This is a genomic window from Mesorhizobium sp. CA16, from assembly GCF_020165175.1.
Lineage (GTDB): Bacteria > Pseudomonadota > Alphaproteobacteria > Rhizobiales > Rhizobiaceae > Mesorhizobium.
The window spans coordinates 386,607-402,508 of sequence record NZ_JAIUHP010000002.1; the positions used below are offsets into that span (position 1 = coordinate 386,607).

Genomic DNA, 15,902 nt, shown 5'->3' on the forward strand with positions numbered 1-15,902 from the left:
CGTGCTGGCACATGGCCGGCTTTTTCCTCGCCACTCCTGGCGACCTTGCCGGACTGCACGAAGAGCAGTCCGGCTTTTTATTTTCCGATACCGTCTTGCCGGGCGGAAAAGCCGCCAATTGTCAATATCGCCAGAATTCATTCTTAACGAGAGCCCACTATGTTTAGCGGCATCACTGCATGCCGTCACGACAGGGAGGTTGAGATCGGCACCGGGAACAAGCTCGATTTCGCTTCGTTGCTCGACGACCTGATCGTCGCCTCGGAGAAAGGCGAGGACGAGGGCGCCCGACCGTCCATCCCGTTCGACTATCTGTCCGTGGCCGATGAACTGCATTCCGGCCGCATCAAGGTCGCCGGCGAGAGCGTCGCCGCCGAATATCGCGAGTCCGCCGCCGACCTCGCTGCCGAGTTCGCAGCACTTCTCGATCAGGCGAAACTGACGCTTGCCGGCGAAGAGCAGTGGCCGGAGGAGAAGCTGCCGCCGATCGATCCCGAAGCGATCGCCGGCGAGCTCGGCCTCGACCGTCCGGCCAAGAACGCCGATTTCGGTCGCATCCGCCGTAACTTCGCCTTCGCCAACCATCCGGACCGGGTCGCGCCGCATCTGCGCCAGCGTGCCATGATCCGCATGCAGGTTGCCAACATGCTGATCGACGAGGCCAAGCGGCGGGCGCTGGCCGGGGCGAGGCGGTAGTTCCCTCCATCAGAGACTTCGCTATCGAAATTGGCTGGAGCCTCTCCAATATTCGTCATCCTTGGGCGTAGCGACGCGAAGCGGAGCGCAGACCCAAGGATCCATTCCGTGACCTTCAACGTAGAGTGCAGCGGTGCAGAATTCTGTAACCGCTACAACGCTTTAGGGTAACGGAATGGATTCCAGGGTCTGCGCGCGTCGCTTCGCTCCTTGCTCCGCCCTAGAATGACGAACTGACTGACGCTTCGGCCAATCTCGAAACTGGGCGGCTTTGCAAAACGCAAGCGTTTTGCTCTATGTTCAACCTCCTCCCCGCGCTGTCCGCGCAAACCTCCCGCCGGAGAATTCCATGCATAAGCGCCGCCTCGGTCGGACCGATCTCCTTGTTTCGCAAATCTGCCTCGGCTCGATGACCTGGGGTCAGCAGAACAGCGAGGCCGAGGGCCACGCGCAGATGGATCTGGCGTTCTCGCGCGGGGTGAATTTCATCGACACGGCCGAGCTTTACCCGATCCCGCCCAAGGCAGAGACGCAAGGGCGAACCGAGAGGATCATCGGCAGCTGGATGAAGGCCAATCGAAACCGCGACAAGGTCATCCTTGCCTCGAAGGTGGTCGGCCGCACGGCCAACGCATGGTTCCGCGGCGATCGTCCGTCGAAGCTGGTGCGCGCCGACATTTTCGACGCGGTCGAGAAATCGCTGGCCAAGCTCGGCACCGACTATATCGACCTCTACCAGATCCACTGGCCGGACCGGGACATTCCGTGGGGTTCGAACCCGACGCGGATCGGAGCGGTGGCGCGCCGGGCCGATGCCGCAGCCGCGCCCGCAGACGAAACACCGATTGCCGAGACGCTCGCCGTCTTCCAGGACCTGGTGAAAGCCGGCAAGATCCGCCATCTCGGCCTATCGAACGAAAGCTCCTGGGGTGTCATGCGCTTCGTGTTCGAGGCCGAAAAGGGCAGCGGCCCGCGCGTCGCCTCGCTGCAGAACGCCTACAACCTCGTCAACCGCACCTTCGAGGTGAATCTTGCGGAGGTCTGCGCGCGCGAGGAGATCGCATTCCTTCCCTATTCGCCGCTGGCGCAGGGTTATCTCACCGGAAAATACGATCATGGCGCGCGACCGCAGGGCTCGCGCTCGCAGCTGTTCAACCGAGGCCAGCGCTACGAGACGCCGAACGCGGCGGAGGTGCTGCTTCAGTACAATGAGCTGGCACGTTCCTTCGGCATGGAGCCAGCGCTTTTTGCCAACGCCTATGTGGCGAGCCGGCCCTTCGTGACCGCGAACATCGTCGGCGCCACCAGCGTTGCGCAACTCGATGTGGCGCTGTCCTCGGTCGACGTCACCTGGACGGAAGAAATGCAGAAGGCGGTCGACGTGATCCATCAGCGTGTCGGCAATCCGTGCCCTTGAGCGGGAATCGTCGAGAAAAGACGGATCGTTGAGAAAAAACAGGGGGAGACGATGGCAGACTTTCCGATCGAGGCCGTGCGCGGCAGATTTCCGGCGCTTTCGCTCGCCGATGACGGTCGCCGGCGTATCTATCTCGACAATCCAGCCGGCACGCAGGTGCCGCTGACGGTACCGGACGCGGTGTCGCGCTGCCTGCTGACGACCAATGCCAATCTCGGTGGTTTCTTTGAAACGACGGTCGCGGCCCAGAAAGTGGTCGACGCTGCGCATGCCGCTATGGCTGATTTCCTGAACGCATCGAGCGTCGAGGAGATCGTCATCGGCGCCAATATGACGACGCTGACCTACCACATGTCGCGCACCCTCGGCCGCACGATGAAGCCAGGCGACGAGATCATCGTCACGCGCATGGACCATGAGGGCAATGTCTCGCCCTGGCTGCAGCTTGCCGAGGATCTCGGCCTGGTCGTGCGCTTCCTGCCGTTCGACGAGCGGAGCTGGCAGGTGGAGGAGACGGCGCTCAAGGGACTGCTTTCGGAAAAGACGCGGCTTGTCGCGCTGAACTATGCCTCCAATCTCACCGGCTCGATCAACCGTGTGAAGGCGCTGACGGCGATTGCCAAGCAGGCGGGCGCATTGGTCTACGTCGATGCCGTGCAATTCGCGCCGCACGGGCTGATCGACGTGCGGGCGCTCGGCTGCGATTTCCTGATCTGCTCGGCCTATAAATTCTTCGGGCCGCATATGGGCATATTGTGGGGCCGGCGCGACGTCATCGACGCGCTCCAGCCTTACAAATGCCGCTGCTCGTCGAACGTCCTGCCCGAGCGGTTCGAGCTCGGCACGCCGCAGATCGAGCTGATGGCCGGGTTGACGGCGGCAATCGACTATTTCGCCGATCTCGGCGCTGCCGCCGGCGAGAGCGGGTCGCGGCGGCAGCGGATCGCCAAGGCGTTCGAGGTCTCGATTGCTTACGAGAATACGCTTGCCCGGCAACTGATCGAAGGCCTGTCCGACATCGAGGGGCTGGTCATCCAAGGCACCATCGATCCGGAACGCCTCGCCGAGCGGGTGCCGACCGTTTCCTTCACCGTCGAAGGCATCGCGCCCGAGACGATCGTGCGGCAGATGAATGCCGAGAACATCTTCGTCTGGTCCGGCCACAATTATGCGTGGGAGGTCGTCCACCAGCTCGGAATACCCGCCGAGCAGGGCGTCGTGCGCATCGGCATCGCGCATTACAATACGGCGGCCGAGATCGAGGAGACGCTGGAGAGCGTGCACCGCGTGATCGCGATGCTGCGGCAGCAGCGCTCCTAGTTTTTTAGCTTTACGCAATTCCGGACGGAAAACCGCTACACACTTTTCCTGGAATTGCTTCTAGCCCTGCTTGCCGCCGAAGCCGGTGAGGAATGCGGTGAGGTTGTCGCCGAGCGCATCGCAGAGATAGCCGCCTTCCTGGACAATGACCGTCGGCAGGCCGAGTCCGGCGATCGCTTCGCCGATGCGCGAGAAGCCTTGCGTCGTCACCGACAGGCCGCCGAACGGGTCGCCCTCGAAAGCGTCGAGGCCGAGCGCCACGACCAGCGCTTCCGGCGCGAAGGCGCGGATGCGCTGGAAGGCCGTCGCCAGCGCTTCGAGAAAGGCCGCGTCGCCGGACTTGCGCGGCAGCGGCAGGTTGAGATTGTAGCCGAGGCCGGGACCTTCGCCGCGCTCGTCTGCATGCCCCCAGAAGAACGGGTAGAAGCGCACCGGATCGGCGTGCAGCGAGACGGTGAGCACGTCGGGGCGGGCATAGAAGATCCCTTGCGTGCCGTTGCCGTGATGCAGGTCGACATCGAGGATGGCGACGCGGGCGGCGTTCTTGCGCAGCACCTGCGCCGCGACCGCCGAATTGTTGATGAAGCAGAAGCCGCCGGCGACATCGGCGAAAGCATGATGGCCGGGCGGACGGCAAAGCGCATAGGCAGAGGGCGCGCCGGCCATCACCGCTTCAGCGGCTTCCACCGCGCTCCAGGCGCTCCACAGCGCGCTGTTCCAGGTCTCGGCCGAGATCGGGCAGGCGGTGTCGGCCATGTGGTAGCCGGCCTGGCCGACAGCCGAGGCCGGGTAGGAGCCGGCGCGGGCGATCGGATGGATGTTCGGGATGACTTCCGCCGAGGCGCCTTCGATGCGCTGCCAGCGCGCAAAAATGTGCTCGAGAAAATCGAGATATTCAGGCGTATGCACCGCGGCGATCGGGCTGAGTCCATGATTGCCTGGACGTTCGATCGTCAAGCCGGCCAATCTTGCGCCGGCTAACAATCGTTCAATCCGCTCCGGCTTTTCCGGGTTGGGCTGCGGCGCGCCGCTGGAGAGGAAAGCTTTCGGGTCATGGCGCTTCTGCTCCTCGGCATAGAAGGCTTTCATCATCATTCCTCCGGCGTATCGGCAAAGGCGAAAAAGGCATCGCCGACGATTTTCTGCACCTGCTCATAGCTCGACCGGCCGATGCCCAGTCTTTCGTAGAAGGCCTTGGCCGTCTCATTGTCGGTATCGACGGACAGCCTCAGATAGCTACCGCCCGCCGCGCGGCATTCCTTCGCCACGCGTCTGAGCAGTTTTTCGCCGATGCGGCGGCCGCGGAAGCGATCCTCGACATAAAGGTCCTGCACATAGACGCCTGGTCGGCCCATCCAGGTCGAGAAGATCGGAAAATGCAGGCAAAGCCCGGCGAACTCGCCGTCGATCTCGGCGATCAGGGTCGAGAAGGCGGGTTTGGCGCCGAAGCCGTAGCGGCGCAGATCCTCGGGCGTCGAAGTGATTTCCTGATGCGCGCCGATATCGGTACCGAGGCGCAGCAGGGCGGCATGGATGGTTTCGACATCGTCGATGGTGCCGGGGCGGAGGGTGATTGGTGCCGGCATCAAAACACCTTTTTCAGCCTTCCACCGGCAGGTCGAGCTCCGCGGCGAGCGCCTCCAGCGAATCTCCGATGATGGAAATCATCTCGCCGATCTGGTCTCTGGTGATGATCATCGGCGGCGCCACCATGAAATTGTCGCCGTCGACGCCGCCCTTGACCTTGCGGCCATAGATGATCAGGCCGCGCGCATAGCCGTGGTCGAGCAGGCGCTGCGTCGCCTTGTTGGCCGGATCGATGGGCCTCAAAGTCTCGGGATCGGCGACCATTTCGGCGCCGGAGAGCAGGCCCTTGCCGCGCACGTCGGCGATGAAGGGGAAGCGCTTTTGCAAGCCCTTCAACTCCGCCATCAGCACGTCGCCCATGGCGGCGGCGTTGGCGATGAGGTCGAGCCGGTCCATCTCGCCGAGCACGGCGAGGCCGGCGGCGCAGGCCAGCGGATTGCCGGCATAGGTATGGCCGTGCTGGAAACCGCCGGAGGCCAGCAGCGGCTCGACCAGGCGCATCGGCGCGGCGAGGGCGCCGAGCGGCGCGTAACCCGAGCCCAGCCCCTTCGAGAGGGCGACAATGTCGGGCCTGCAGTTCCAGTGGTCGCCGCCGAGGAACTTGCCTGTCCTGCCGGCGCCGCTCATCACCTCGTCATGAATCAGAAGAATGCCGTAGCGGTCGCAGATTTCGCGGATGCGCGGATAGTAGCTGTCGGGCGCGACAAGGGCTGCGGTCGCGGCACCGCCGACCGGCTCCATGATGAAGGCCAAAACGCTTTCCGGCCCTTCGGCGAGAATCTTCTCCTCCAGCATGTCGGCATAGCGAAGGCCGCGCTGCTCCATCGAGAGATTGTCGCGGTCGCGCCAGGCTGTGGGCGCAGGCACTGTCGGCATCACCTTCATCATCGGCGTGAAGGTTTCGGCGAGCGCATCGTCGCCGGTGATGGAAAGCGAGCCCAGCGTGCCGCCATGATAGGAGGGGAAGCGGGTGATCACCTTCCAGCGCTTGGGCTGGCCGGTGGCGACCGCCCATTGGCGGGCGAGCTTGATGCAGGATTCGGTCGCTTCCGAGCCGCCCGAAACGAAGAAGATGCGGTCCATGCCTTCGGGCAGCTTGCCAGCAAGCGCGCGCGCCAGCTCTTCGGCGGGCTCGTTCTCAAAATGCAACCGGTAGGCAAAGGTGGTCTTGTCCATCTGCCGCTTCATGGCGTCGAGCACGTTGCGGTTGGAGTGGCCGATATTGGCGACCATCGGCCCGCTCGAGCCATCGATGAAGCGGCGACCGTCCTTCGTCCAGAAATAGATGCCCTCGGCCCGGTCGACGAGCGGCCGGCGCAGGCTGGACAAATAGAACAGGTGCGACGGCGGCCGCGCTTCGGCCTCTGCTACGGGCTGGACTTCCAGTTTCGACATGTCAGGACTTTCCGAGATAGCGGTCGAGAACATTTTTGGTCACGCGTTCGACCATCGCGTCCTGCCTTAGCAGGCCGGCGACCCATTCGCAGCTTCCGGCGTGGAAGACCTCGCCTTTGCCGCGCGGGAAATTGACGATCATGCCGTTGCCGCGCTTGACCTTGTCGAGATTGGCGTCGCTCACCTCGCCGAACAACGTCTCGGCGGTGAAGCGGCCATCCTCGTCGGCGAGGAACTGGTCCTCGATCGGGATGTCGGCGCTTTCCTCGACCTGGCTCGCCATGCCGACCGCCAGCACCTGCAAGCCGTCCGGCGCGCCGCTGCTCGCGGTCGGGTAGGGCAGGCCGCCACGGATCTCGAAATCGAGGCCGTCGACTTCATAGCCGTAGACATGACTGTCGGCGCCGAGCAGGTCGCCGTAATAGATGCCGGTGCCGGCAAAGGCCCAGTGCTCGGGCCGGTAGACCGGGAAGCCACGCACGCCCCGCGGCGCGCAGCCGCCCCAGCCGGCATAGACGCCTCGGGTCGCATTGAGGCCGAAGGTGGCGCTGCCTGGACGGCCGATCTCAGGCGCTTCCCAGGAATTGGTTGCGCGGGTGACGTCGCCGCCGCGATAGGCGGGGTCTTCCGCGCGTGCCTTGTATTTGTAGCAGACCTGGCGGCGGCCTTGGTTCTCCAGCCTCGTCTGCCACATGAAATTGCCGGCGAAGCGCGCCGCATGCCCGCCGCGCTCGACATAATTGTCGACGGCGTCGCGCATCTCCCAGGTCCAGTATTCGTCGTGGCCGACGAAGACGACGCAGTCGTAGCCGTCGAGGATTTCGGGCGAGAAATGGAGCTCGTGCTGGTTGGCGAGATCGACCTGATAGCCGGCGCGCTCGGCGAAGCGAAAGAAATGGCTGTCATAGCTCGCCCAGCCCGAAGAGGCATATTTCTTCGAATGTCCAGTGGCGAAGGCCCACTCCATATGCGGATAGCGTGGCACGGTCTTCGGCGGCACCGCGACTTCCAGCGGCACGCGCGGCGCGTCCTTAGGCAGTACCACGAAGCCGCGGCACCAGGGTCGCTGCGTCGAGACCGTCGTGGCGTATTGATCGCGGTTCGGGCCGGTTATGCCCTGATAGTGGTTCGAGCCGCCCCACGTGTTGTAGGCGAGCCAGGTACCGGTCGCGGCGACCTGCAGCAGGCGGCCGGGCTTGCGGCCGGGCAGGGGTGTGACGATGAAGAGATGATGGCTGTGGATTGGCGTCCCGTCGCGGCCTTCGGCCGAGAGCGTCACGCGATAGGCGCCGGACGGCCAGTCGACGCCGACGCGGAATTCGAACGAAGCCTCCCAGTTGCAGCCTTCGACCGAGCATTGGTCGGGCGTATCCTGCCAGCGCGCCGACAGGCCTGCTCCCTCGAAAACTTTTGTTTCGCTCTCGCCGTCGCGGATGACGGCAAGGCTGAATTGCGGCGCCGACGCGCTGACGAAGAGCGTTACCGTCTCGCCGGGGCGATAGGAAAACCGGTCGCTGTAGCACCAGATCTCGCCGCTCGGGCCATCCATTCCCGGCCATTCGTAATAGTGGCCGCGCACCGCCTCGCGGCGCTGCTCGGGCGTCAGCCCGAAATCGGGGAATTCACTGGGCAGTTGCGTCAAGGAACACCTGAGATCACGAGGCCGTCATTGAGACCATCGGCTGGCCAAGCGTCAAATGGAAAGCATCGGGCCAGCGCGCTCGCGCTTGGCCGCCGCCGGCAAACCAACTATTCATGCTGAGGCGACATTCTCGCCGAGGAGCCGACATGCTGCGTGTGCAAAAGGTCAAGGTCGACGACATCTACGTGCCGACGGCGCGGCGCAAGACGCTGCATCCCGAGACGGTGCGCCATCTTGCCGAGGATATTCTCGAAAACGGCATGAAGACCCCGATACAGGTGCGACACGACGGCAAGCGCCACATCCTGGTCGAGGGGCTGCATAGGCTCGAAGCCGCGAAGTGGCTCGGCGAGACCATGATCGACGCTTATCTAGTGCAGGCCAAGCGCCACTGATCCTTCTTCTTTGGAGTCGCCTGCCGAGGCGCTTCCACTCTCCCTCGAATTATTTAGCGGGCCATGTCGGCTTGGGTTCTCCCACCGCGTCCTTGAGGCAACGCAAGCGGAGAGGAGACTGAAATGCCCAAGACCCTGTTTTTCGCCATCCTTGCTTCGGCAATGACCCTCATAGCCTCGCCGAGCGCACAATCCGAGGAGACCAAGCCTGTCATGACCAGTGAAACCAAAGCTCTCTTGAAGCCGGAAAAATCCGGCCTGCTGCCGATCGACGGCGTGAACTACTACTACGCCGTCTACGGCAAGGGCGAGCCGCTGCTTCTTTTGCATGGCGGCCTGGGTTCGAGCGACATGTTCGCGCCGATCCTGCCGAAATTTGCCGAACATCGCACGGTGATCGCCGTCGACCTGCAGGGACATGGCCGCACCGCGCTCGGCGAACGGCCTTTCGGCCTTGAGGCGATGGGCGACGATATGGCGGCCATCGTCAAGGCGCTCGGCTACGACAAGGTCGACGTCATGGGCTATTCGCTTGGCGGCGGCGTCGCCTTCCGCATGGCCGTTCAGCATCCGGAGGCGGTGCGTCGGCTGGTCATGGTGTCGACCGGCTACGCCTCCAACGGCTTCTATGACGAGATGCGTCCGCAGCAGGCGCAGGTGAGCGCGGCGGCCGCCGAGTTCATGAAGGACACGCCGATGTACAAATCCTATGTCGCCGTGGCGCCAAAGCCCGAGGATTTCCCAAAACTGCTCGATGCGCTCGGCGCCTTCATGCGCAAGGACTATGATTTCTCGGCCGACGTGCCGAAGCTGAAGATGCCCGTCATGCTCGTCTACGGCGACAGCGACATGTACAAGCCCGAGCACGAGATCAAGTTCTTCCAGATGCTCGGCGGCGGATTGAAGGACGCCGGCTGGATGCGCGAGCACCTGTCGCAGAACCGGCTGGCGATCATCCCCAACCGCACGCATTACGACGTGTTCTTCGCGCCGGAACTGGTCGCCAGCACAATGCCGTTCCTCGACGGTGTCACCAAGGTGAAGACCTGGGACGAGATCGTCAGCGAATGAATCCTGGCCGCTGGCCGCCTGATGCAGCCGGCCAGCGGCATCAGCTCAAGCGATCGTACCATCAATGTTTTTTGATTGACCCTGCCATGCCGGCCACTAGGGTGCCCGGCATTTCCTCGAGGCAGGTGTCTGGTGATGACCAAGTATGAGGGCGGATGCCTTTGCGGCGCGGTGCGCTACAAGGCCGAGGCCGAGCCGATCAACGAACGCGTCTGCCATTGCCGCATCTGCCAGAGAGCGATCGGCGCCGCCTTCAATGCTCGGCTCCTGTTCCGCATCGACGACGTGACTATCGAAGGACCGGTGGCGACGATCAATTCCACGCCAGACCTCAAGCGCGGCTTCTGTCCGGTTTGCGGCACGACTTTGTTCTCACGCCGTGATTCCAGGGGCATTCTCGGCATCACCTCCGGCTCGCTTGACGACCCGTCGCTGTTCAAGCCCGACATGCATTTCTGGACCGCCTCGAAGCAGCCCTGGGTGATGCTCGACGATGGCCTGCCGCAATATGAAGGCGCGCCGCCGGCGTAGCTTCTTCCTTCTCCCCTTGTGTGAGAAAGTGGCCGAGCGAAGCTCGGTCGGATGAGGGGTGTTCCAGAGAATACCAGCGTCTCACTCCGCTGGAACACCCCTCATCCGTCTCGGCGCTTGCGCGCCGATCCACCTTCTCCCACAAGGGGAGAAGGAAGAAGGCCTGCACAAAAATTTCATCTTCGATTCACGACATAGCCGGCAAAGCGTCATTGGCGGGCCATCTTTGGCTGCCTATCTACGCGCCATGCGGGAAGGCATCGAGGAGGCGACGGATGAGCGAGAGCATCAACACCCTGGACGAGCTTTTGAACGACCCGATGGTCCAACTCGTGATGGCGCGCGACCGCGTGCGCCCGGCCGAGCTTCGCCTGCTTCTGGAAAAGGCTCGCGACAGGGCAAGCGATGATTCCCGCATCGACCAGGCTTCGGTGCCGCCGGCGCATGTGGTGGCAAGAAGCTGCCTGAAGCAGTGGTTGTACCGCTGAGGCAACTCCAGGGAAATTGGTCAGCTCGAATTCGCGGGCAAGTAGCTGTAATGGCTACGCAAATAGGCGAGCTTGAAGCCGAGCCGGTCGTAGTTGCGATAGGCCGGCCCGTCGCGGTCGGGGCGCGGCGCCTCGATATCGGCGACAAACAATTTCGCACCGGCGGCTATGCCGTCGCGGACCAACCTTTCGCCAAGCATGGCGTCAAGATCGAAACTTGGCGCCATGATGCCCGGTACCGGCGCGTCGATGCCGCTCCAGGCGGCCCCGTCTGAGATGAAGAGCGAGCGCACGGCGGCGACCGCGCCCCTGCGTTTCAGCATGTAATGATGCCAGCCCTTGCGATCGACAAGCGCCATCAGCCAGGGCGAGGTGGGGAGCCTGTATTTGGCATCGATGAAAGATGCCCACTCCGAAGCTGTCCTGGGCGTGACCTCCTCGACCATCAGATCGTCAACCGGGATCAACGGGTCGCCCGGGAAAAGCGGTTCGTCCGCCAGCGGCGTCGCGTCGCGATAGATGCGCTCCCAGCCGCCTTGCTGCTGCATCCCGCGCGCTTCCAGCCAGCATCTCAGCCGCGACGGCTCAGTGTGTGGATTGGTATAGAACCACGGCCGCCTGATGCCGGCATCGCGGTAATGCGCGAGCAACGTGTCGACCTGTTCTTCCGTCGCCGGACCATCGACGCCGATATTCTTCACGCAGTTGAAATGGATGAACGGGATCGTCGTGCAGGTGGTCCAGACAAGATCGCCGTCCTTGTCAATCGTCAGCCCTTGCCGGGCCGCGAAATCCGCCGGCGCCGCCTCGTAGAGGTCGAGCCAGGCAGCGACCTCGGCGCGCTCGATGGCGCGGCTGGTATCACGCGACACCTCCTCGATCGTGATTTCTGCAGCATGCGTTTCCGGCGGCGTGACCGGCTCCAATTCCGAGAGGGCGGCGGTCGACATCGTGATGCTCCTCCGATTTGCCTTACAGTGTAAGATTAGCGGAGAATAATATGGCGGCGCCAGTTGTCAAGCAGGATTAGCGGCACCTTACAAATCCGTGAGTTGGAATCACGCTATCGTGAGGCTAAGCCTGTCCTCCAGGCTTTTCGAATGACGATTCACTTTTTGCCCCCAAGAACGATTGGGGCACGGGGAAAGGACCGGGATGACAGACGTCTGCACGCAAGGGTTGGATACCGGCTTTGTCGGCCTGGGTTATGCCAAGGTGGCATTTCTCGGCATCGTGCAAGGCATCACCGAATTGCTGCCGATCTCCTCGACCGCGCATATGCGCATCGTGCCGGCCGCTTTCGGTTGGCAGGACCCCGGCTCGGCCTTCTCCGCCGCCATGCAACTGGCGGCGCTGGCGGCGGTGGTCAGCTATTTCTGGAGCGATGTCAGGGACGTGCTGTTCGGTTCGGTTGCGGCGATCTCGCGCCGCGATTTCGGCGACCGCTATTTCCGCCTGGCGATCAGCATCGTGCTTGCCACCGTCCCGATCGTCATTGTAGGCCTCGCGCTTTCGGGCGTGCTCAACGCCTGCACCTCGCCGCTGCGGGGGCTCGCCGTCATCGGCTGGGCCTGTATCGCCATGGCGATCCTTTTGGCGCTCGCCGAGATCTTCGCCAGCCACAAGCTCGTGCTGCGCCAGGCATCGATCCTCGACGCGCTGCTGGTGGGCGTCGCTCAGGTCGGCGCGCTTATTCCCGGAGTCTCCCGCTCGGGCTCGACGCTGACGGCGGCGATGGGGCTGGGTTTCGCCCGGCCGGAGGCGGCGCGCCTTTCCTTCCTGCTCGGCCTGCCGGCCATCGCACTGGCCGGCCTCAAGGAGCTCTATGAACTGCACAAGGTGCATCTCGATGCGCATGGCTGGTCGATCCTGGCCGTCGGCCTTGTCGTCGCCTCGATCTCGGCTTTCTTCGCGATCTGGGGGCTGATGCGCGTGCTCGAGCGCTTCTCCGCCTGGCCGTTCGTCATCTATCGCGGCCTGCTCGGCGTGGTGCTGCTGATCGGCGTCGCGACCGGCTGGCTTGTCTAGAGGTCTCGGCCACTCCGCTATATCGACGCCGACGCCCGGGTGCGCTGATGGATCTTGTGACGCTGCTGCAATCCGTGCCTTTGCTTGCGACGCTGGTGAAATCGGCGGCGCCGGCGGCAATTGGCGCGGGCATGGGCCTCGGCCAATGGCTGGCGGCGCTGCCGCCCTGCCGCAACCAGATTTTTGGGAACGCGACCTATCTGGTTTGCGAGGCCGATCCGAAGCATTTTTCCATCGAGCTGTTCTGGAAGAACAAGGACGGCGATCTCTACCGATCGCTGCACAATCTGCGAAGCGCGCAGCAGGCGGCGGGGCGCACCATGCTCTTCGGCATCAATGCCGGCATGTATCATCCGAACCTCGCGCCGGTCGGGCTCTATGTCGAGCGCGGCGAGCAGGTCACGCCGGCGAAGACGGGACCGGGCACCGGCAATTTCTCCATGCAGCCCAACGGCATCTTCTATATCAGCGCCGGCAAGGCCGGGGTTCGCGCGACCAAGGATTATCTGAAGCGCCCGCCGCGCGTCGACTACGCCACGCAATCCGGGCCGATGCTGGTCATCGACGGCAAGCTGCATCCGAAATTCCGTTACGACGGCACCTCGCGCAAGATCCGCGATGGCGTGGGCGTGCGCACCGACGGGGTCGCGGTCTTCGCGATCTCGAACGATGTCGTGACTTTCCACGAATTCGCGCGGCTGTTCCGCGACCGGCTCGGCTGCCCGAACGCGCTCTTCCTCGACGGCTCGATCTCGAGCCTCTATGCGCCCGGGATCGGCCGCAACGACGATTTCTGGAATCTGGGGCCGATGATCGGCGTGTTCAGGCGCTAGCCAAGAAGCTCGCTTCGGCGCCATCCCGAATCATCCGCTCGCGCCAAAAGTAAATTTTGATTCAAACTTTGTTGGTAATTTCTCATTAGGAATGGCGTTTCCGGCGGCGCTGTTCCTGCCTTCGGTCTGTTTTGTTTTGCGTACAGGTCAAGATGCGGATTTTTGGCGTCGTCAGTTTCGTGCTCGCATCGCTTTGCCTTGCCGGCTGCTCGTCTACGTCCGGCGTCCATGCCTTGCAGATGCCGTCCAATGAGACGACGAGCTCGGTCGTGCGGCCAAGCGCGCCGGTGTCGAAGGGCGCGAGGACCGCGGTCACCGAAAGAACCGTCGAGACCGCATCGATGTCGGGTGCCGCGCGCATCAAGCCGCCGGCGCCGTTGCTTGGCGAAGGTAACGCGAGCCCCGGCGACGAGAACTCGCGCCTCGGCGACGAGAATTCGCGCCCCTTCGGCCTTGCCGAGGAGGAGACGGTGAACTTCCCGGCGGCCGATCTGCCGGACAGCGTCGAGCCGCCGGTGCAGGAGGCAGCACTCGTCTCGCCGCCGAAGCGGCTGTCGCGCGCCGCGCCCGCGATGCTCGCCGGTCCGGTCACCCGCTATGCGTTCCGCGACGCCAAGCCGATCAATTTCGGCCGCTCCTCACCGCGCCACCTTGCCGTTCACGGCGTCGACGTCTCGCGCTGGCAGGGCAACATCAATTGGGGGAAGCTGCGCGCCCAGGGCGCCAATTTCGCCTATATCAAGGCGACTGACGGCGGCGACCATCTCGACCCGATGTTCATGAAGAACTGGCGCAACGCCGATGCCGCCGGGCTGAAGCGGGGCGCCTATCATTTCTTCTACTGGTGCCGCACCGCGGGCGAGCAGGCCGACTGGTTCATCCGCAACGTGCCGAAGGTCGACGGCGCGCTGCCGCCGGTCATCGACGTCGAGTGGAACGGCGAGTCTTCCTGCAAGCGGCGGCCTTCGCGTGAAAAAGTACTGGAGAAGATGCAGGTGTTCATGGACAGGCTGGAGCGCCACTACGGCCAGCGACCCATCATCTACACCAGCCCCGACTTCTATCGCGACAACCTGCGCGGTGCCTTTCAGGACTACCCGTTCTGGCTGCGCGCTGTGGCCGCGCACCCGTCAAAGGTTTATCCGGGCCGCAGGTGGCTGTTCTGGCAGTATTCCGGCTCCGGCCTGTCGCATGGCGTCAGCGGCCGCATCGACCTCAACGTCTTCCATGGCGACGAGCGCCAATGGCGCGCCTGGCTGGGCGGCGGGCAGATGGTGGCCGACGCGGATTGAGGCGGAGTTTTCCCTTCTCCCCTTGCGGGAGAAGGTGGCCGCGAAGCGGCCGGATGAGGGGTGCTCCAGCTTGATGCAGACCTTCGCAAACGACTGATGATCGCCAGCATCTCACTCCGCTGGAACCCTCATCCGTCTCGGCGCTGCGCGCCGACCCGCATTCTCCCATAAGGGGAGGAGGGGAAGCACCGGCGCCTCACGCGCGGGCGTCGGCCGGTGAGGTCGATGGCAATTTCGGCATTTCGCTAACCATGCGCTCACCCTGTCTCTTAGAGGTGCGGCAACGGGCTTCCGGTAACGTGTCCGTGATCGCATTTCGGAGAGGTTTCGATGCGCAAACTGATTGTTACTGCCGCTTTGGTAGCCGCCGTCGGCTACGGATTTTTCAACTCGCACATGCGGGGCAGCGAGCCCAAGGACAATGTGGTCGCCTACTCCACCACCGACGCGGCGATGCAGGGCGCCAAGGCCAAGGGCCATTCGACGCTGCCGCGCTTCCATGAACTGATAGCCGCACGCACGCCTGGCACCTACACCGTGAAATTTCCGCTGACCCAGAACGGCGCCACCGAGCATATCTGGATGCAGCTTGTGGCTTTCAGCGACGGCCGCTTCGTCGGCCTGCTGGCCGACAAGCCGGTCAATGGCAACCAGTACAAGATGGGCGATCGCATGACGGTGGCCGAGGCCGACGTCGAGGACTGGATGATCCGCAACGGCGGCGACGTCTATGGCGGCTACACGGTGCGCCAGGCGCTGGCGGATATGCCGAAGGAACAGGCGGCGAAATACGGAATCGCGTTCAAGGATTGAGCGCTCTTCTCCTTCTCCCCTGCGGGAGAAGGTGGCCGCGAAGCGGCCGGATGATGGGTGTTCCAGCTTGATGGAAGCCTTGCCGGTTGGGGGCGCCGCAGCAAGATCGCCAGCCTCTCACTCCGCTGGAACACCCCTCATCCGTCTCCGCGCTGCGCGCCGATCCACCTTCTCCCACAAGGGGAGAAGGAGAAGAGCGCTCATGCCTCGGCCCCGCGCGGTCGTCATCCTCGGGCTTGACCCGAGGATCCATGCCGAGACCCCGGCGAAGTGTGCAAACGGAGCAGAATTCTGAACCGTTGCAACGCGTCGATGTAACGGAATGGCAACTGTGTTCACGCGAATGCGGTTTTGTCGCGAATGATAGCGTTGAGGACGACCAGGAGCTTCCTTG

General features: G+C 63.6%; 15 protein-coding genes and 2 pseudogenes. 12 read left to right on the forward strand and 5 right to left on the reverse strand.

Translation table 11 applies throughout. The annotated features are described in order from the left end of the window. The first annotated feature begins 159 nt into the window (after positions 1 to 159). The 3 genes from LB525_RS05680 to LB525_RS05690 all read left to right on the forward strand — a co-directional run bounded on the left by LB525_RS05680 (position 160) and on the right by LB525_RS05690 (position 3,433). A complete protein-coding gene (locus LB525_RS05680; RefSeq protein ID WP_411971001.1) occupies positions 160 to 696 on the forward strand; it encodes a hypothetical protein in 537 nt (178 codons plus the stop codon). A 349-nt stretch (positions 697 to 1,045) separates the two neighbouring features. Continuing rightward, positions 1,046 to 2,113 carry an aldo/keto reductase gene (locus tag LB525_RS05685; protein ID WP_224543875.1) on the forward strand — a complete coding sequence of 356 codons (1,068 nt, stop codon included), beginning with the start codon at positions 1,046 to 1,048 and terminating at the stop codon, positions 2,111 to 2,113. Between the two features lie 51 nt (positions 2,114 to 2,164). Continuing rightward, positions 2,165 to 3,433, forward strand: coding sequence for a cysteine desulfurase-like protein (locus LB525_RS05690; RefSeq protein ID WP_224543876.1), 1,269 nt, complete (start codon positions 2,165 to 2,167; stop codon positions 3,431 to 3,433). A gap of 60 nt (positions 3,434 to 3,493) precedes the next feature. Here LB525_RS05690 and LB525_RS05695 read toward each other — a convergent pair whose 3' ends face one another. From LB525_RS05695 to LB525_RS05710, 4 genes are read right to left on the reverse strand one after another with little or no spacing between them, the layout of a single operon-like run. Beyond that, the gene (locus LB525_RS05695; RefSeq protein ID WP_224543898.1) at positions 3,494 to 4,522 is read right to left on the reverse strand and encodes a histone deacetylase family protein; all 1,029 of its coding nucleotides are present in this window, start codon (positions 4,520 to 4,522) and stop codon (positions 3,494 to 3,496) included. A 2-nt stretch (positions 4,523 to 4,524) separates the two neighbouring features. Further along, entirely contained in the window at positions 4,525 to 5,019 is a 495-nt protein-coding gene (locus LB525_RS05700; protein WP_224543877.1) for a GNAT family N-acetyltransferase, read from the reverse strand. A gap of 13 nt (positions 5,020 to 5,032) precedes the next feature. Next, positions 5,033 to 6,415: an aspartate aminotransferase family protein gene (locus LB525_RS05705; protein ID WP_224543878.1), complete on the reverse strand. Its 1,383-nt coding sequence runs from the start codon at positions 6,413 to 6,415 to the stop codon at positions 5,033 to 5,035. Position 6,416: 1 nt separating this feature from the next. Then, the gene (locus tag LB525_RS05710) at positions 6,417 to 8,057 is read right to left on the reverse strand and encodes a N,N-dimethylformamidase beta subunit family domain-containing protein (protein ID WP_224543879.1); all 1,641 of its coding nucleotides are present in this window, start codon (positions 8,055 to 8,057) and stop codon (positions 6,417 to 6,419) included. A 146-nt stretch (positions 8,058 to 8,203) separates the two neighbouring features. Here LB525_RS05710 and LB525_RS05715 point away from each other — a divergent pair, with 146 nt between their 5' ends. The 4 genes from LB525_RS05715 to LB525_RS05730 all read left to right on the forward strand — a co-directional run bounded on the left by LB525_RS05715 (position 8,204) and on the right by LB525_RS05730 (position 10,542). Next, positions 8,204 to 8,452, forward strand: coding sequence for a ParB N-terminal domain-containing protein (locus LB525_RS05715; RefSeq protein WP_042644583.1), 249 nt, complete (start codon positions 8,204 to 8,206; stop codon positions 8,450 to 8,452). A gap of 123 nt (positions 8,453 to 8,575) precedes the next feature. Continuing rightward, positions 8,576 to 9,523, forward strand: a complete 948-nt coding sequence (locus LB525_RS05720; RefSeq protein WP_224543880.1) for an alpha/beta fold hydrolase — start codon at positions 8,576 to 8,578, stop codon at positions 9,521 to 9,523. Positions 9,524 to 9,658: 135 nt separating this feature from the next. Next, the gene (locus tag LB525_RS05725) at positions 9,659 to 10,054 is read left to right on the forward strand and encodes a GFA family protein (RefSeq protein ID WP_224543881.1); all 396 of its coding nucleotides are present in this window, start codon (positions 9,659 to 9,661) and stop codon (positions 10,052 to 10,054) included. A 275-nt stretch (positions 10,055 to 10,329) separates the two neighbouring features. After that, a complete protein-coding gene (locus tag LB525_RS05730; RefSeq protein ID WP_095765230.1) occupies positions 10,330 to 10,542 on the forward strand; it encodes a hypothetical protein in 213 nt (70 codons plus the stop codon). Between the two features lie 20 nt (positions 10,543 to 10,562). On the opposite strand, the gene LB525_RS05735 is transcribed toward LB525_RS05730, so the two are convergent. Beyond that, entirely contained in the window at positions 10,563 to 11,492 is a 930-nt protein-coding gene (locus tag LB525_RS05735) for a hypothetical protein (protein ID WP_224543882.1), read from the reverse strand. 205 nt (positions 11,493 to 11,697) lie between these two features. Between LB525_RS05735 and LB525_RS05740 the strand changes: the two genes are divergently transcribed. The 5 genes and pseudogenes from LB525_RS05740 (at position 11,698) to LB525_RS05755 (ending at position 15,508) form a co-directional block, all read left to right on the forward strand. Next, positions 11,698 to 12,570 carry an undecaprenyl-diphosphate phosphatase gene (locus LB525_RS05740; protein ID WP_224543884.1) on the forward strand — a complete coding sequence of 291 codons (873 nt, stop codon included), beginning with the start codon at positions 11,698 to 11,700 and terminating at the stop codon, positions 12,568 to 12,570. Between the two features lie 47 nt (positions 12,571 to 12,617). Beyond that, a complete protein-coding gene (locus LB525_RS05745) occupies positions 12,618 to 13,403 on the forward strand; it encodes a phosphodiester glycosidase family protein (protein WP_224543886.1) in 786 nt (261 codons plus the stop codon). Positions 13,404 to 13,555: 152 nt separating this feature from the next. After that, a pseudogene (locus LB525_RS28665) lies at positions 13,556 to 13,697 on the forward strand (muramidase); the annotation flags it as partial. 140 nt (positions 13,698 to 13,837) lie between these two features. Beyond that, positions 13,838 to 14,695, forward strand: a pseudogene (locus LB525_RS05750) (GH25 family lysozyme); the annotation flags it as partial. A gap of 330 nt (positions 14,696 to 15,025) precedes the next feature. Further along, entirely contained in the window at positions 15,026 to 15,508 is a 483-nt protein-coding gene (locus tag LB525_RS05755; RefSeq protein ID WP_095765235.1) for a DUF2314 domain-containing protein, read from the forward strand. Positions 15,509 to 15,902: the final 394 nt, after the last annotated feature.

Excerpts from the sequence above, each read along its gene's own strand:
- LB525_RS05755 (WP_095765235.1), top strand. The coding sequence starts at position 15,026 with ATGCGCAAACTGATTGTTACTGCCGCTTTGGTAGCCGCCGTCGGCTAC.
- LB525_RS05715 (WP_042644583.1), top strand. The coding sequence starts at position 8,204 with ATGCTGCGTGTGCAAAAGGTCAAGGTCGACGACATCTACGTGCCGACG.
- LB525_RS05680 (WP_411971001.1), top strand. The coding sequence starts at position 160 with ATGTTTAGCGGCATCACTGCATGCCGTCACGACAGGGAGGTTGAGATC.
- LB525_RS05685 (WP_224543875.1), top strand. The coding sequence starts at position 1,046 with ATGCATAAGCGCCGCCTCGGTCGGACCGATCTCCTTGTTTCGCAAATC.
- LB525_RS05735 (WP_224543882.1), bottom strand. The coding sequence starts at position 11,492 with ATGTCGACCGCCGCCCTCTCGGAATTGGAGCCGGTCACGCCGCCGGAA.
- LB525_RS05695 (WP_224543898.1), bottom strand. The coding sequence starts at position 4,522 with ATGAAAGCCTTCTATGCCGAGGAGCAGAAGCGCCATGACCCGAAAGCT.
- LB525_RS05740 (WP_224543884.1), top strand. The coding sequence starts at position 11,698 with ATGACAGACGTCTGCACGCAAGGGTTGGATACCGGCTTTGTCGGCCTG.
- LB525_RS05690 (WP_224543876.1), top strand. The coding sequence starts at position 2,165 with ATGGCAGACTTTCCGATCGAGGCCGTGCGCGGCAGATTTCCGGCGCTT.
- LB525_RS05700 (WP_224543877.1), bottom strand. The coding sequence starts at position 5,019 with ATGCCGGCACCAATCACCCTCCGCCCCGGCACCATCGACGATGTCGAA.
- LB525_RS05720 (WP_224543880.1), top strand. The coding sequence starts at position 8,576 with ATGCCCAAGACCCTGTTTTTCGCCATCCTTGCTTCGGCAATGACCCTC.
- LB525_RS05745 (WP_224543886.1), top strand. The coding sequence starts at position 12,618 with ATGGATCTTGTGACGCTGCTGCAATCCGTGCCTTTGCTTGCGACGCTG.
- LB525_RS05730 (WP_095765230.1), top strand. The coding sequence starts at position 10,330 with ATGAGCGAGAGCATCAACACCCTGGACGAGCTTTTGAACGACCCGATG.
- LB525_RS05725 (WP_224543881.1), top strand. The coding sequence starts at position 9,659 with ATGACCAAGTATGAGGGCGGATGCCTTTGCGGCGCGGTGCGCTACAAG.
- LB525_RS05705 (WP_224543878.1), bottom strand. The coding sequence starts at position 6,415 with ATGTCGAAACTGGAAGTCCAGCCCGTAGCAGAGGCCGAAGCGCGGCCG.